Origin of the sequence: Allobosea sp. 2KB_26, assembly GCF_052115715.1 — a bacterium.
Taxonomy (GTDB): domain Bacteria; phylum Pseudomonadota; class Alphaproteobacteria; order Rhizobiales; family Beijerinckiaceae; genus Allobosea.
Genome location: NZ_JBFRHE010000005.1, coordinates 88088 through 103577, shown reverse-complemented (window position 1 = coordinate 103577; position 15490 = coordinate 88088). Strand labels below are relative to the sequence as shown.

14 protein-coding genes are annotated in these 15490 nt (G+C 66.2%); all 14 read right to left on the bottom strand.

Translation table 11 applies throughout. The features are described from left to right. Nucleotides 1-71: 71 nt before the first annotated feature. Entirely contained in the window at nt 72-407 is a 336-nt protein-coding gene (locus AB4099_RS16320) for a hypothetical protein (RefSeq protein WP_441478818.1), read from the bottom strand. A 105-nt stretch (nt 408-512) separates the two neighbouring features. After that, a complete protein-coding gene (locus tag AB4099_RS16315) occupies nt 513-971 on the bottom strand; it encodes a cupin domain-containing protein (protein ID WP_069877310.1) in 459 nt (152 codons plus the stop codon). Between the two features lie 15 nt (nt 972-986). Continuing rightward, nucleotides 987-1685, bottom strand: coding sequence for an ABC transporter ATP-binding protein (locus AB4099_RS16310; protein WP_441478817.1), 699 nt, complete (start codon nt 1683-1685; stop codon nt 987-989). A 3-nt stretch (nt 1686-1688) separates the two neighbouring features. Beyond that, complete coding sequence (locus AB4099_RS16305) at nt 1689-2438, bottom strand: ABC transporter ATP-binding protein (protein WP_441478816.1); 750 nt, start codon at nt 2436-2438, stop codon at nt 1689-1691. Continuing rightward, nucleotides 2431-3426 (bottom strand): branched-chain amino acid ABC transporter permease, encoded by a 996-nt coding sequence (locus tag AB4099_RS16300; protein WP_441478815.1) that lies wholly within the window; start codon nt 3424-3426, stop codon nt 2431-2433. The genes AB4099_RS16305 and AB4099_RS16300 overlap by 8 nt, the downstream gene beginning before the upstream one ends. Continuing rightward, nucleotides 3423-4349 (bottom strand): branched-chain amino acid ABC transporter permease, encoded by a 927-nt coding sequence (locus AB4099_RS16295; RefSeq protein ID WP_113515619.1) that lies wholly within the window; start codon nt 4347-4349, stop codon nt 3423-3425. The genes AB4099_RS16300 and AB4099_RS16295 overlap by 4 nt, the downstream gene beginning before the upstream one ends. A gap of 330 nt (nt 4350-4679) precedes the next feature. Next, the gene (locus AB4099_RS16290; RefSeq protein WP_113515589.1) at nt 4680-5849 is read right to left on the bottom strand and encodes an ABC transporter substrate-binding protein; all 1170 of its coding nucleotides are present in this window, start codon (nt 5847-5849) and stop codon (nt 4680-4682) included. A 218-nt stretch (nt 5850-6067) separates the two neighbouring features. Next, nucleotides 6068-7147 (bottom strand): BMP family ABC transporter substrate-binding protein, encoded by a 1080-nt coding sequence (locus AB4099_RS16285; protein WP_441478814.1) that lies wholly within the window; start codon nt 7145-7147, stop codon nt 6068-6070. A 31-nt stretch (nt 7148-7178) separates the two neighbouring features. Beyond that, nucleotides 7179-8102, bottom strand: a complete 924-nt coding sequence (locus tag AB4099_RS16280; protein WP_441478813.1) for an ABC transporter permease — start codon at nt 8100-8102, stop codon at nt 7179-7181. Then, entirely contained in the window at nt 8099-9178 is a 1080-nt protein-coding gene (locus AB4099_RS16275) for an ABC transporter permease (protein ID WP_441478812.1), read from the bottom strand. The genes AB4099_RS16280 and AB4099_RS16275 overlap by 4 nt, the downstream gene beginning before the upstream one ends. Then, the gene (locus tag AB4099_RS16270; protein WP_441478811.1) at nt 9171-10736 is read right to left on the bottom strand and encodes an ABC transporter ATP-binding protein; all 1566 of its coding nucleotides are present in this window, start codon (nt 10734-10736) and stop codon (nt 9171-9173) included. Before AB4099_RS16270 ends, AB4099_RS16275 begins: the two co-directional genes overlap by 8 nt. Further along, nucleotides 10717-11595 carry a xanthine dehydrogenase accessory protein XdhC gene (gene xdhC, locus AB4099_RS16265; RefSeq protein WP_441478810.1) on the bottom strand — a complete coding sequence of 293 codons (879 nt, stop codon included), beginning with the start codon at nt 11593-11595 and terminating at the stop codon, nt 10717-10719. The genes AB4099_RS16270 and xdhC overlap by 20 nt, the downstream gene beginning before the upstream one ends. Next, nucleotides 11592-13943 (bottom strand): xanthine dehydrogenase molybdopterin binding subunit, encoded by a 2352-nt coding sequence (gene xdhB, locus AB4099_RS16260; protein ID WP_441478809.1) that lies wholly within the window; start codon nt 13941-13943, stop codon nt 11592-11594. The genes xdhC and xdhB overlap by 4 nt, the downstream gene beginning before the upstream one ends. After that, nucleotides 13936-15414, bottom strand: coding sequence for a xanthine dehydrogenase small subunit (xdhA, locus tag AB4099_RS16255; protein ID WP_441478808.1), 1479 nt, complete (start codon nt 15412-15414; stop codon nt 13936-13938). Before xdhA ends, xdhB begins: the two co-directional genes overlap by 8 nt. Nucleotides 15415-15490 lie beyond the last annotated feature (76 nt).

The window sequence follows — 15490 nt, the reverse complement described above, 5'->3', positions numbered from 1 at the left end:
CCCTCTCAGCGTGCTGCATGTCGGGTCAGCGCGCGTGCCCGATCGCGGAGGGCAGGGCGTCCGCACCAGAATCAGTCGTCGTCATCGTCGTCTTCGCGATAGCGGCGATATCCCCGGTAGCGCGGATAGTCGTCATCATCGTCAACCCGACGGCGCCCGAAGCGATAGTCTTCGCCGTAAGGGCCAAGCCGTCCCCGCGGGCGGCTGCTGGGATAGCAGCCGCGGTAGTCGCAGGTGCTTTCGGTGTAGATGCCGTTGCGCGGATTGATGCAGCGAAATTCATTGCAGCGCATCTGGACCTGCGTGACCGGCAGGCCCGTTTCGCCAAGTGCCGGGAGCGGCATCGCTGTCGCGCTGCCCGCCGCGAACGCGGCGAGCAGGCCAAGGGAAAGCGTCGCCTTCCTCATGTTTCATCCTCCATCATTGCTCGGCAGACTAGCGCCGGCAGATGAACGCGGGATGCACGGGTTTGGGTTCCGCCAGGGCCGGTTTCTCCCCTGCCGCGGGGTTTGTCAGGCCCCGTCTGGAGGCGGCGGCAGGAAGTCGATCTCGTATTTGGCGGCGAGTGCGACGACCTCTGCAGGGTTCTGCTCCGGCATCGAATGGATCGCCCAGAACAGATCGTAGAGCCGGCCGGTCGGAGCGACCCAGAACAGGCACTTGGCCGGGCTGTCGCTCTTGTTGAAGATGCCGTGTGGAACGTTGCGCGGCAGGCGGATCAGGTCGCCAGGCAAAGCGTGCGCTTCTTCTCCGTCGAGAACGAGATCAAGCCGGCCTTCGAGCAGATAGATGAACTCATCCTGCGTCGGGTGGACATGCGGCGGCACGAAGGTCCCGGGCGGGAAGGTCGCATGCCAGGAGAAACTATCCTCGCTCAGCGTCTTCGGGACATAGGTCTGGCCGAGAATATTCCACGAGATGGCATCGATGCCCTGATTGGCCCTCGTCACGCCGGCTGTCAGTGGCTTCATCGGTCTCTCCTTCTCTTAAAGATGCAGGAAGCGATCTTTCACAGCGCTGTCGCTGCGCAAGTCGTCGCTCGATCCGCGCCAGACGACGCGGCCCTTTTCCAGGACGATATGTCGGTCGGCGATCCTGGCCAGCGCATCGACATTCTTGTCGATGACCAGGATCGATTCGCCATCAGCCTTCAGTGCGGCAAGGCAGGACCAGATCTCCTGGCGGATGATCGGAGCGAGCCCTTCCGTCGCCTCGTCGAGAATGACCAGTTTCGGGTTGGTCATCAGGGCCCGGCCGATCGCCAGCATCTGCTGCTCGCCGCCGGAAAGCTGGTTGCCGCGATTGGTTCGCCTCTCCTTGAGGCGCGGCAGGAACGAGTAGATGCGCTCGACATCCCAGCGCGGCTTGCCGAAGCGGCTGGCCGCCGTGGCGATCAGGTTTTCTTCCACGCTGAGCGTCGGAAAGATCTGGCGGCCTTCCGGCACCAGCCCGATTCCGGCCTGTGCGATCCGGAAGGGAGGCGCCCCGGTCAGGTCGCGGCCGGAGACGCAGATGCGGCCAGCCTTGGCCGGGATCAGCCCCATGATGGCACGGATCGTCGTGGTCTTGCCCATGCCGTTGCGGCCGAGCAAGGTCACCACCTCGCCCTCGGCGATCGCGAGATCAACGCCGAACAGGATCTGCGCTTCGCCGTAGCCGGCGTCCAACGCTTCGACGACGAGCATGCTCTAGCCCTCCTCGCCGAGATAGGCTTCGCGCACGGTCGGGTCCGCACGGACGGACGCCGGTTCGCCAGAGGCGATGACCCGGCCATAGACGAGAACGCTGACCGTGTCGGCGAGTGCGAACACCGCCTCCATGTCGTGTTCGACCAGCAGCATGGCGTAGCGACCCTTGAGGCTCTTCAGCAGCGCGATCAGGCGCGCGCCTTCCTCGTGTCCGACACCGGCCAGCGGCTCGTCGAGCAGGATCGCGGCGGGCTCGAGGGTGAGAGCCATCGCAATCTCGAGTGCGCGTTTCTCGCCATGCGAGAGCCGGCCTGCCGGCACATGCGCGCGCTCGCCGAGACCGACGGCGTCGATCGCGGCCCAGGCCGGGCCGTTCAGGCGCTCGTCGCGGGCGGCGTTGCGGAACAGCGCCAATGGATGCGTCGCGCGCGCCTGCACGCTGAGAGCGACGTTCTCCAGCACCGAGAGCGAAGCGATGGTCGAGGTGATCTGAAAGGTGCGCGCAAGCCCGGCGCGCGCACGCTTCTCGGGCGACAGTCCGGTGATGTCGGCACCGCGGAAGCGAATGCTGCCGGCATCGGGACGCAGCATGCCTGAGATCTGGTGCACGAGTGTGGTCTTGCCGGCGCCGTTCGGGCCGATCAGGGCATGCAATTCGCCGGGAGCGACGGAGAAGCTGACGCCATCGGTCACCTTCAGCGCACCGAAGGACTTGCGAACGCCATCGAGGGCGAGAACGGGATCAGCCATCGCTGCGTCCCCGCATCTTTGCGAGGATGCCGACGATGCCGCCGCGCGTGAACAGCACGAAGAGAACGATGAGCGGCCCGAAGATCGCCTTCCAGTGTTCGGTGATCCCGGCGAGCACGTCCTCGGCGAAGAGAAAGGCGAGCGCGCCGATGATCGCGCCATGCAGAGAGCCGACACCGCCGAGCACGACCATGAAGATCAATTCGCCCGAGCGCTGCCAAGACATGAAGGCGGGGCTGACGAATTCGGTCTGGTTGGCGAGGAAGAAGCCGGACAAGCCTGCGATCATGCCGCTGATGACATACGCGATCAGGCGCACGCGCCCGACATCGTATCCGGTCACGGTTACGCGCGTCGCGTTCTCGCGCGCGGCGCGCAGCACGCGGCCGAAGCGGGAGGCGACGATGATGCAGACCAGCCCGTAGCAGCCGATGAGCGCACCCAGCACGATGTAGAAGAAGCCGGTTCGGCTTGCGGCGATGTCGAGGCCGGCGATCGTGCTGCGGGCATAGAGCGTCAGGCCATCGTCGCCGCCATAGGCCGAAAGCGCCTGCGCCAGGAAGAACACCATTTGCCCGAAGGCCAGCGTGATCATGATGAAGGCGACGCCGCGCGTGCGCAGCGAGACCGCGCCCGTGACCGCCGCAAAGATGGCGCAGACGACGAGGAGCACGGGCAGGATCAGCAGCGTCTCGGTGCGGCCCTCGGTGATCATGATGCCGGTCACATAGGCGCCGATGCCGATGAAGGCGGCATGCCCGAAGGAGACCAGCCCCCCGACGCCCAGGATGAGGTCGAGCGACAGGGCCGCGATGGCGAAGATCATCGCCCGCGTCACCAGCGACAGCCAATGCGCGGGGACTCCGAGCGAGACGGCGACCGGGACGAGAGCGAGCGCTGCGAAGAGCACCAGCGCCAGGAGCGGGCGCGATCCTGGCCGGGATTGGGTGGACCCGGCTGCGCCGGCGGTGGTGGGCGCCGCGCTCATGTCCGGCCCTTGGCGGGCAGCAGGCCTTCGGGGCGCACGAACAGGACGATGGCCATCACCAGGTAGATCAGCATCGAGGAGAGCGCGGCTCCGGTCGCACGGGCCGAGGGGGCGCTCATGAACAGGCGCAGCAGGTCGTTCATGAAGGAGCGCCCGAGCGTATCGACCAGTCCGACGATCAGCGCGCCGACGAAGGCCCCGCGGATCGAGCCGATGCCGCCGACCACGATGACGACGAAGGCGAGGATCAGCACCGTGTCGCCCATGCCGGGCTCGACCGAGAGGATCGGCGCCGCCATCGCACCGGCAAACCCGGCCAGCATGGTTCCGAAGGCGAAGACGACCATGAAGAGCTTGCGGATATCGACGCCGAGTGCCGAGACCATCGGCGCGTTCGAGGCGCCGGCCCGCAACAGCATGCCGGTGCGCGTCCGCTCGACGATGAACCAGAGCAATCCGCCGACCGCGAGCCCGGCGCCGATCAAGGCGAAGCGGTAGGTAGGATAGAGAATGCCGTCCATCAACCGCACGGAGCCTGACAGGAATTCCGGGACCGGGACGGAGAGAGGGGCCGCGCCCCAGACGATCTTGACGCCCTGGTTCAGGAGCAGGATGAGCCCGAAGGTCGCGAGTACCTGGTCGAGATGGTCGCGTTCATAGAGATGGCGGAAGACCAGGAATTCGAGGGCAAGCCCGATGACGAGCGCGGCCGCCAGGGCGAGCAACAGCCCCAGCACGAAACTCCCGGTCAGCCCGACGAAGGTCACCGCGAGATAGGCCCCCAGCATGTACTGCACGCCATGGGCGAGGTTGATGAAATCCATGACGCCGAAGACCAGCGTCAGCCCCGCTGCCACCAGGAACAGCAGGACGCCGAGCTGCAGCCCGTTCAGGATCTGGACGATGAGGAGACTGGTGGTCATCAGCTCGGTGCTTGTTGGCTGGCGCGGCACGCCCCTAGATCACGCTGCGTTTGGAAAACGTGATCGACTCTCATAGTTTAGAGCATGCCCAATGCGAAAAACCGTTGCCGCTCTTTCGCAGCATGCTCTGGGCGGCCGCAGCGAGACGCATGTCAGGCACGGGCTCCCTTTCCCCGGAAAGGGCAGGGGCGGCGAGTGTGAGGATGTTGCCAAGGGGAGCTGATGTCCTGCTCCGATGACAGGCGGGTACTCTTCGGCACCCTGCCATCATCCAAGCTCGTCTCTCCTCCCAGAGAGACGAAGGGACATGAGCTCCCCCGGGCAGTCTCCTCACTTCAGGGCGCAATCCTTCGCATGCGGGTCGGCATAGTCCGAGAACACCTTCTGCGCGATCTCAGTCTGGAACTTGCCGTCCGCGCGCTTGGCAACCTTGACCAGGTAGAAGTCCTGGATCGGGTAGCCATTGCTGTTGAACTTGAAGTTGCCGCGCAGCGACTTGAAATCGGCCTTCCGGATCGCGGCCCGCAGCTTGTCCTTGTCGGCCGTACCGCCGGCACCCTTGACCGCCGAGTCGATCAGCAGGGCGGCGTCATAAGCCTGCATGGCATAGGAGCCGGGGACGATCTTGTAGGCAGCCTCGTAATCCGCGACGAATTTCTTGTTCTGCGGATTGTCCATATTGGGGGCCCAGGTCATGCCGCCGAAGAGGCCGACCGCAGCGTCCTGCTGCGCGGGCAGTGTCGATTCGTCGACCGTGAAGGCGGAGAGGAACGGGATCTTGCCCTGCAGACCGGCCTGCGACCACTGCTTGACCAGATTGACGCCGAGACCCCCCGGCATGAAGGCGAAGACGACGTCGGGCTTGGCCGAAGCGATCTTGGCGAGCTCTGCTGAGAAATCGAGCTGGTTCAGCGGGACATAGACCTCGTCGACGACCTCGCCCTTGAAGTAGTTCTTGAAGCCGGCGAGCGAGTCCTTACCCGCCTGGTAGTTCGGCGCCATGATGTAGGCGCGCTTGAAGCCCTGGTCCTGCGCGTATTTGCCCAGCACCTCGTGGACCTGGTCGTTCTGGTACGAGGTCACGAAGAAGTTCTGGTGGCAGGCCTTGCCTGCGAGCGTCGAAGGGCCGGCATTCGGGCTGATCAGCACAGCGCCGGAGTCCAGAACCGGCTTGGCGATGGCGCCCAGAATGTTCGAGAAGACCGGGCCGACGACGAAATCGACCTTGCCGCCCTCGACGAAACCGCGAACCTTGCCGACCGCGACATCGGGCTTGAGCTCGTCGTCGATCACCGTGATCTGCACCGGCCGTCCGCCGAGCTTGCCGCCCATCTGGTCGACTGCGAGCTGGAAACCGTCGCGCAACTGCTGGCCAAGTGCCGCCTGCGGGCCGGAAAGAACGCTGACGACGCCGATCTTGATCGGCTCCTGGGCCTGTGCGCCGGCAACACCCAGCGCGACGAGCGCCGTGCCGATAGACAATGCGAGTTTGAGCTTCATGTCCGATGTCCTCCCGGGACCTGCAAGGAGCCTACTGGCCGGCGGAGATCCCCATCCCCTTCCGGCCCGTATGTTCCTCATTTTGTTTCAAGCTTAAAATATCTGCAAGAGGCTTTCATGCTGAATCGTTGGGGGTGTCATGCCGCCTCCGTCATTCCCGTCAGCCGAAATCTCGATCCGGCTGCCGGGATGTCGTCAGGATTGGTTGGCCTGCGCGCTCAGGCCTGCACGCCGTCGACGTACCAGTCCATCTTCGACAGCATCTCGTCGGGGGCAGTCTCGCCGGCCTTGAGGCGCAGCACGCCCTTCTGGTCCTTGAGCTCGCCGGTGAAGGGGTGAAGCGTGCCGGCAACGATGCCCTTCTGGACTTCCTCCGCGCCTGCGCGTGCGGCCGGCGTCATCGCCGGATTGAAGGGGGCGAGCTTGACGAAGCCGTCCTTGATCCCGCCCCAGACGTCACCCGACTTCCAGCTGCCGTCCATGACCTCCTTGACGCGCTTGATGTAGTAGCCCGACCAGTCGTCGACGATCGCCGAGAGATGCGCCTTGGGGGCGAAGGCGCTCATGTCGGAGGCCTGACCGAAGGCGAAGACGCCGCGCTGCTCTGCCGCCTGCAGGGCGGCGGGGCTGTCGGTATGCTGGGTGATCACATCGGCGCCCTGGTCGATCAGCGCCTTGGCGGCGTCGGCTTCCTTGGCCGGGTCGTACCAGGTCGAGGCCCAGATGACCTTGGTCTTGAAGTTCGGGTTCACCTTGCGGGCGGCCAGCGTGAAGGCATTGATCCCCATCACGACCTCCGGAATCGGGAAGGAGGCGATGTAGCCGGCCTGGCCGCTCTTCGACATATGGCCCGCAATCGTGCCGATCACCGCGCGCCCCTCATAGAAGCGGGCATTGTAGGTCGCGACGTTCTCGGCGCGCTGATAGCCGGTGGCGTGCTCGAATTTCAGCTTCGGGAACTGCTTTGCGACCTGGATGGTCGGGTTCATGAAACCGAAGGAGGTCGCGAAGATCAGCTGGTTGCCGGCCTGCGCCAGCTGGCGCAGCGCGCGCGCCGCATCCGGCCCCTCGGCGACGTTCTCGATGAAGCTGGTCTTGATCTTGTCGCCATACTGCTTCTCCAGCGCCTTGCGGCCCTGATCATGCGTCCAGCTCCAGCCGTGATCGCCGATCGGACCGACATAGATGAAGCCGACACCCAGTGGCGCCTGCGCGGAGGCGCTGCGGCCGAGCAGGGGCAGGGCGGAAGCCGCGGCGCCGCCGGCAACGAGCGTGCGGCGGGTGATGATGGATGACATGGTTGTTCTCCCCACGGGGTTGGCGGCGCCGTCAGGACGCCGAGAAGGGTTTGCCGAGACATGCGGGCGCGTCGAGCCGGCCCGTTTTGCGACCGAGCGACATCATCGTCAGAACCAGGATTGTCGCAAGATAGGGGGCCATCGCCAGCACCTCCGGCGCGAGCCAGGCGATGCCGGCGGCCTTGGCCTGGAGCTCGAAGGTCATCACCGCACCGAAAAGATAGGCCCCGAGCAGAAGCCGGCCGGGCTTCCAGGCGGAGAAGACGACGAGCGCGAGCGCGATCCAGCCTCGCCCCGCGGTCAGGCGGTCAGCCCACATCGGCGTCAGCGCCAGCGAGAAATAGGCGCCGCCGAGGCCCGCCAGCGCGCCGCCGAAGGCGATCGCCGCATAGCGGATGCCAATGACGGGATAGCCGATGGCATGGGCAGAGGCGTCATTCTCGCCGACTGCCCGCAGGATCAATCCGGCGCGCGTTCGACGCAGGAAAAGGCTCACGCCGAGAACCAGGGCGAGCGAGAGATAGACGACGATGTCGTGCCCGAAGAGCGCGCGCAGCCAGGGATGGCCGGAAAGCGCTTCGGGAAACAGGGGGCCCAGACGATCGATCGTGCGGCCGACGAAGCCGGCACCGATCAGCGAGGAGGCACCGACGCCGAAAATCGTCAGCGCCAGGCCCGTCGCGACCTGGTTCGCGGTCAGGCTGAGCGTCAGCACGGCGAAGATCATCGCGGTTGCGATGCCGGCGATCACGGAGGCAATGAGCCCGAGCGCGATGCTGCCGGTGCTGAAGGCGACCGCGAAACCGGCGACGGCTCCGGTCAGCATCATGCCTTCGACGCCGAGATTGAGCACGCCCGACTTCTCGACGACGAGCTCGCCCAGCGCCGCCAGCAGGATCGGCGTCGACGCCGCGACAAGCGTCATGATGATCGAGACCAGGATGACGCTGTTCATCGCGACGCCACTTTCGCCGGCCTTGCGCTGAAGGCGATGCGATAACGGACCAGCACGTCGGTCGCGAGCAGGAAGAACAGCAGCATCGCCTGGAACATCCCGGTCGCGGCCTGGGGCAGTCGCACGGTCGTCTGGGCGATCTCGCCGCCGACATAGGTTGCCGCCAGAACGACGCCGCCGAGCACGATGCCCAGCGGATGCAGGCGGCCGAGGAAGGCGACGATGATGGCGGTGAAGCCGTAGCCAACCGGGAATTGCGGGGTGAGCTGGCTGAAGGGGCCTGCAGCCTCAAAGATGCCGGCAAGACCCGCGAGCCCGCCGCCGATCAGCAACGTCACCCAGGTCGTCCGTTCGGCGCTGAAGCCACCATGACGCGCCGCAGCCGGTGCGAGCCCGACAACCTTCACCGCATAGCCCGCGGTCGTCTTCTCCAATACGAGCCAGGCAATGACGGCAATGACGAGTGCAAGCGGAATGCCGAGATGGACGAGCGTCTCGGGGATGACGACCGGCAGCGTCTGATCGGCCGTGAACATCCGCGTCTGCGGGAAGTTGAAGCCGTCCGGATCCTTCCATGGACCGCGCACGAGATAATACAGCACCTGCACCGCGACATAGGTCAGCATCAGGCTGGTCAGGATTTCGCTGACCTGAAGCCTGACCCGCAACAGCGCCGGGACTGCAGCCCAGGCCATGCCGCCGAGGATGCCGGCGAGAGCCATGGCCGGCAGGATCCACCAGCCGCTCATCTCATAGGTGGCGAGGGCAACGCCGGTGCCGGCGATGGCGCCCATGATGTACTGGCCCTCGGCGCCGATATTCCAGACATTGGCACGAAAACCGATGGCGAGGCCGAGCGCGATCATCACCAGCGGCGCCGCCTTGACGCCGAGATCCGGCCAGCGATGCGGTTCTAGGAAGGGCACGAGGAAGAAGTCGAAGACCGCGGTCAGCCCGTCATAGCCCATCGCCGTGAAGACCATCGCGCCGGTCACCATGGTGAGCGCGATCGCGATCAGCGGGCTCAGATAGAGCATCGCCCGGCTTGGTTCGCGGCGGCGGCGCCATTCAAGCATGAGGCGGCGCTCCCTCGGGCTGGGCTGCGCCGTGAATGCCGCCCATCATCAGGCCGATCTCGTCGATCGCGAGTTCCGCGACCGGGCGCGGCGGCGAGAGCCGGCCCTCGTTGATGACGCTGAGCCGGTCGGCCAGCTCGAGCAGTTCGTCGAGGTCCTGCGAGATCACCACGACCGCGGAGCCCTTAGCCGCCAGATCGACCAGCGCCTGCCGGATCGCCGCTGCCGCGCCCGCATCGACCCCCCAGGTTGGCTGCGAGACCACGAGGACGCCTGGCTCCTGGCCGATCTCGCGGCCCATGATGAATTTCTGCAGATTACCCCCGGACAATGAGCGGGCCGGAGAACCTGGACCGGTGGTGCGTACATCGAACCGGCCGATGACGGCTTGGGCGAAGCGCCGAACCGCCCCGAGACGGATGAAGCCGCGTGGCGCCAGCGGCAGCCGGTAGCGCGCCGTCAGGATGGCGTTCTCCGCCAGCGAGAAATCCGGCACGGCGGCGTGTCCGTTGCGCTCCTCCGGAACGCAGGCGAGGCCGGCGCTGCGCCGCTCGCCCGCCCCCTCGCTGCCGACGGACTTGCCGTCGAGCATGATGGCGTTCGGCACCGCGCTGAGGCGCTCGCCGGACAGGGCGCCGAGCAGCTCGGCCTGGCCGTTTCCGGCGACGCCGGCGATGCCGAGGATTTCGCCGGCGCGTGCCTCGAAACTGATGTCGCGCAAGCTCGTGCCGAAGGGCGGCTCACCGGGCAGCGAGAGGCCAGATACGATCAGCCGACGTTTGCCGATCCTGCCGGAATGGGCGTTCTCGATCTGGCGCAATTCGGCGCCGATCATGAGTTCGGCCATGCGCCGTGTCGTCTCCTGCCGCGGGTCGCAGGTCGCCACGACCCGGCCGGCGCGGAGGATCGTGGCGGTGTCGCACAAGGCTTTGATCTCGTGCAGCTTGTGGCTGATGTAGAGGATCGAGCAGCCTTCGGACGCGATCTGCCGCAAGGTCTCGAACAGACGCTCGACTTCCTGCGGTGTGAGGACCGAGGTCGGCTCGTCCATGATCAGGAGCTTCGGCTTCTGCAGCAGGCAGCGGACGATCTCGATGCGCTGCCGTTCGCCGACCGAGAGCGTATGGACCTCGCGCTCGGGATCGAGCGGCAGCGAATAGCTTTGCAGAACCTTGGCGACTCGGGTCTTCAGCTCGTCGCGATCCACGGCCTCGTCGAGGCCGAGCGCAATATTCTCGATCACCGTCATCGCATCGAACAGCGAGAAATGCTGGAAGACCATGCCGATGCCGAGCCTCCGCGCCGCCTTGGGCGAGGGAATCGAGACAGGCTTGCCATCCCAGGAGATGCCGCCTGAATCGGCCTGCTGAACGCCGTAGATGACCTTGACCAGCGTCGACTTGCCGGCTCCGTTCTCGCCGAGCAGGGCGTGGATCTCGCCTGGTTTCACGCTGAAGCTGATATCGTCATTGGCCTTCACGCCGGGAAAGCTCTTGGAGATGCCCGACAGCACGAGTCTGGGCGGCGTATCCGTCCTGTCATGCGGCGACGCCGTCATCTCCTGCCCTTCTCCCCGGACCCTGTCGGCCCTGCGCCACGCTTTGCCCGGAAGCCCGTTGCTTGGCAAGCAAGCTCCGCACCAGCTCGGCTGCCGTCAAGGCGGCGATGACCTCGGGGCGCTTGTCGTCCACATCATCCCCGCCGATTGGGCAGGTCAGGTGCGCCAAGGCATCGCTTGCAGGGTGGCGGCGGCGAAAGCTCGCCACGAAGCGCGCGCGCTTTGTCGCCGAGCCGATCATGCCGACATAGGCCGCATCCCCGCGCAGCAGCGCAGCCTCGGTCAGCCGGTAGTCGAGCGCATGGCTGTGAGAGAGGATGACGAAGGCGGTGCCGGGCTGGGCCGACGCGATGGCCTCGACCGGGTCGTCCAGTCGTACCCGTGCGACCCCATCGGGAAGGTCGTGCATCTGGCCTTCGCGATCGTCGATCAGAATGACCGTCAGCGGCAGGCGCATGAGGGCCTCGGCAAGCGCCCGCCCGGTATGGCCAGCGCCGATGATGAGGACGGCAGGTTGCGCTGCGCGCCTTGCCGCTTCGGCGGCCTGGAGAGTCGCGAGATGGCACGGCCTGGCCCGCTCCAGCACGACACCGACCCGGCCGCCGCAGCACTGGCCCATTTGCGGCCCAAGCGGAATATCGAGGCGTCGCGAGGTCTCGCTGCTCGCCAGCATCTCAAGGGCGATGTCGGTACAGTGGAATTCGAGCTGGCCGCCGCCGATCGTCCCGGAATTGCCCTCGCCGGTGACGACCATCGTCGCGCCGGTTTCGCGTGGGGTCGATCCTTCGGCGCGCTCGATGCTGACAAGGATGGCGCCTTGCTCGATATGGGCTTCGAGGAAAGTCGCCAGCCCGGTCATGGTGCCGCGCCCCGTGCCTGTTCCCGTACGCGATCGATCGCATCGAGTACACGCTCCGGCGTCGCCGGCGCGTCGAGACGGGGACAGAAGCGATGGTCACCGACGCTCGCGACCGCGTCCGACAAGGCGTGGAGCACGCTGATCGCCAGCATCAGCGGCGGCTCCCCGACCGCCTTGGAGCGGTGGATCGTCGGCTCGCGATTGGGGGCGTTCTCGAGCAGGTCGACATTGAAGATGCGCGGCCGGTCGGAGGCGAGGGGGATCTTGTAGGTCGAGGGCGCATGGGTCTTGAGCCGGCCTTTGTCGTCCCACCAGAGTTCCTCGGTGGTGAGCCAGCCCATGCCCTGCACGAAGCCGCCCTCGATCTGGCCCTTGTCGATCGCCGGGTTCAGCGAGGTGCCGCAATCATGCAGGATGTCGACCCGCTCGACCTTATACTCGCCGGTGAGCGTGTCGATCGCGACTTCGGCCGCAGCCGCGCCATAGGCGAAATAATAGAACGGGTGGCCACGCCCGGCCTTGCGATCCCAATGGATCTTCGGCGTCGCGTAGAAGCCGGTCGCCGAGAGCTGGACGCGGGCCATGTAGGCCGCCGCGACGAATTCGTCGAAACTCATCTCCTGCGTGCCGATCCTGATCCGGCCCGGCAGGAAGGCAATCTCCTCGGTTGCAACCTCCCAGCGCTTCGAGGCAAAGGCGACGAGCCGTGCCTTGATCGTCTCGCAGGCATCGAGCGCGGCCATGCCGTTGAGATCGGAGCCGGAGGAGGCGGCCGTCGCCGACGTATTCGGCACCTTGCCGGTGGTCGTCGCGGTGATCTTGATCCGGTTGAGGCCGATCCCGAAGGCCTGCGCCACGACCTGCGCCACCTTCACATAGAGGCCCTGGCCCATCTCGGTGCCGCCATGGTTCAGCGCCACCGTGCCGTCCGTGTAGACATGCACCAGGGCGCCGGCCTGATTGTACCAGGTCGCGGTGAAGGAGATGCCGAACTTGACCGGAGTCAGCGCGATGCCGCGCTTGATAACCGGGCTCTTGCGATTGCCCTCACGGATCGCCGTCTGGCGCGCGCGGTAATCGCAACGCCGCTCGAGCTCGGCGATCACGTCGCCGGCGATATTGTCCTCGACCTGCTGGTGATAGGGCGTGATGTTGCGGCCGACCGCGCCATAGAGATTGCGCCTGCGGATCTCGAGCGGGTCGAGCCCGGTCGCAAAGGCAACCTCCTCGATGAAGCGTTCCGCGCCGACCATGCCCTGGGGGCCGCCGAAGCCGCGGAAGGCCGTGTTCGAAACGGTGTTGGTCCGCAGTGGCTGCGAGCGTGCGCGCACCGCCGGGTAGAAATAGCAATTGTCCATGTGGAACAGCGCGCGGTCCGTGACCGGGCCCGAGAGATCGGCGTTCCAGCCGCAGCGCGCCGCATAGACCGCGTCCACCGCGTGAATATGCCCCTCGTTATCGAAGCCGATCTCGTAATCGACCACGAAATCATGGCGCTTGCCGGTGATGACCATATCGTCGTCGCGGTCGGGCCGGAGCTTGACCGGGCGCTTCAGCTTGCGGGCAGCGAGCGCGGCGACGCAGGCGAAGAGATTCGCCTGGGTTTCCTTGCCACCAAAGCCGCCGCCCATGCGCCGCACCTCGATGGTGACGGCGTGGGAGCCGACGCCGAGCACCTGCGCGACCATGTGCTGGACTTCGCTCGGATGCTGCGTCGAAGACAGCACCAGCATGTCTTCGTCCTCGCCGGGTATGGCGAGCGCGATCTGGCTCTCCAGATAGAAATGATCCTGTCCGCCGATCTCCATCGACCCCTTGAGCCGGCGCGGGCTGGCAGCAAGGGCACCAGCCACATCGCCGCGCTCCAGCTTCAGCGGGTCGGTGACAAGCTCGCCGCCCGCCGCGCGGGCCGCTGCGACATCCAGTAGCGGAGCGGCTTCCTCATAGGCGGCCTTGGCCAGCCCGGCAGCACGGCGCGCCAGATCGCGGGTTTCCGCGATGACCGCGAAAAGCGGCTGGCCGTGATGCAGGATAGTCTGCGTCGTGAAGACAGGCTCGTCATGCCGATGCGTCGAGCTGATGTCGTTCGCGCCCGGAATATCCTCTGCCGTCAGCACGGTCAGCACGCCAGGTGCCGTGCGCACAGCGGCGAGGTCGAGTGATATCAGCCGCCCATGCGCGACCTCGGAAAGGCCGAGATAGGCATGCGCGAGGCCGGCCGGCTCGGCGATGTCGTCGATGTAGAGGGCCTCGCCAGCGACATGCTTGGCGGCGGAATCATGATTGCTGGACCGGCCGAGCGGCCCGGCTACGGCCTCGGTCTCAAGCCGTTTGCGCGCGTCAGCCATGGGCGACCTCCGCAAGCAGGCCCGCAACGCGGGTGTCGACGTCAGGTGCCGTCGTTTCGATCAGGAACCGGCGCAGGAGATTGCCGGCCACCTTCAGCCGGTACGCCGCCGAGGCGCGCATGTCGGTCAGCGGTGTGAAATCCCGGGGCAGGGCGGCGATGGCGGCAGCGACCGCAGCCTCGTCCCAATCCCTCCCCAGCAGCGCGGCTTCCGCGGCTGCCGCCCGTTTCGGGATACCCGCCATGCCGCCATAGGCGAGCCGTGCCTCGCTCACCCTATTGGCTTCGTCGAGACGCAGCAGGAAGGCGCCGCACACAGCCGAGATGTCCTCGTCGAAGCGCTTTGAGATCTTCGAAATGTGGAACAGAGCGTCACTCTGCAGTTTCGGCACCAGCACGGCCTCGACGAATTCGCCTGGCTTCCGGTCCTGGCGGCGATAGTCGAGGAAGAAGGCTTCGAGCGGCAGCGCGCGCCGCTCGCTGCCGCGCCGCAGCACCAGCCTTGCACCAAGCGCAATCAGCGCAGGCGGCAGATCGCCGATCGGTGAGCCATTGGCGATATTGCCGCCGATCGTCCCGGCATTGCGCACCTGCTCGCCGCCGAAGCGGCGCATCAGCTCGTCGAGCTGCGGCGAGAGCGCCGCGAGTGCCGTGCGGACATCGATATGGTTCGCCATGGCGCCGATGCGCAGATGCTCCCCCTCGTCGCTGACCGCACGCAGAGCCTCGATGCGGCCGAGATGGATGACGGTTTGCGGCTGCTGCATCCCCTTGGTGATCCAGAGACCGACATCGGTCGCGCCGGCGACGAGAATGGCCTCGGGATGGGAGATGACGAGATGGGCGAGGGCGTCTGTTGTCGTCGGAGACAGGAAACGCCGCGCGCCATGGGTGAGCGTCAGCGTCTCCTGATCCACGAAAGCGTGCAGGCGTGCGGCGATGCCGGGCGCCGAAAGCGCGAAGCGATCCTGCGTCCGGTCGGTATGCTCGTAGAGGCGCCGGGCCGCGGCGATGATCGGCTCGTAGCCGGTGCAGCGGCAGAGATTGCCCGCGAGCGCGTCCTCGATCCGCCGCAGCTCCGGCACGGGCTCGTTCAGCCAGAGCGCGAGGAGCGACATCACGAAGCCCGGCGTGCAGAAGCCGCATTGCGAGCCGTGGCAGTCGACCATCGCCTGCTGCACCGGGTGCAGGCGTCCGTCCGCGCCCTTCAGGTGCTCGACGGTGAGCAGATGGCAGCCATCGAGGGTCGGCAGGAAGCGGATGCAGGCGTTGATCGCCTCATAGCGCAATCGGCCGCCGTCGAGCCGCCCGACGACGACGGTGCAGGCTCCGCAATCGCCTTCGGCACAGCCTTCCTTCGTACCGGTCCGGCGGCGCCCGAGGCGCAGCCAGTCGAGCAGCGTCAGCGTCGGATCGCAGGACGCGATCTCGACCAGCTCATCGCCGTAGAGGAAGCGCACTATCTCACGCATGGCGGCCCGGCCGCTCACAGATCCAAATCATGCCTCCAGATTAGGCATGTTCGACGCTTGGCCGAAAGCTTTGATT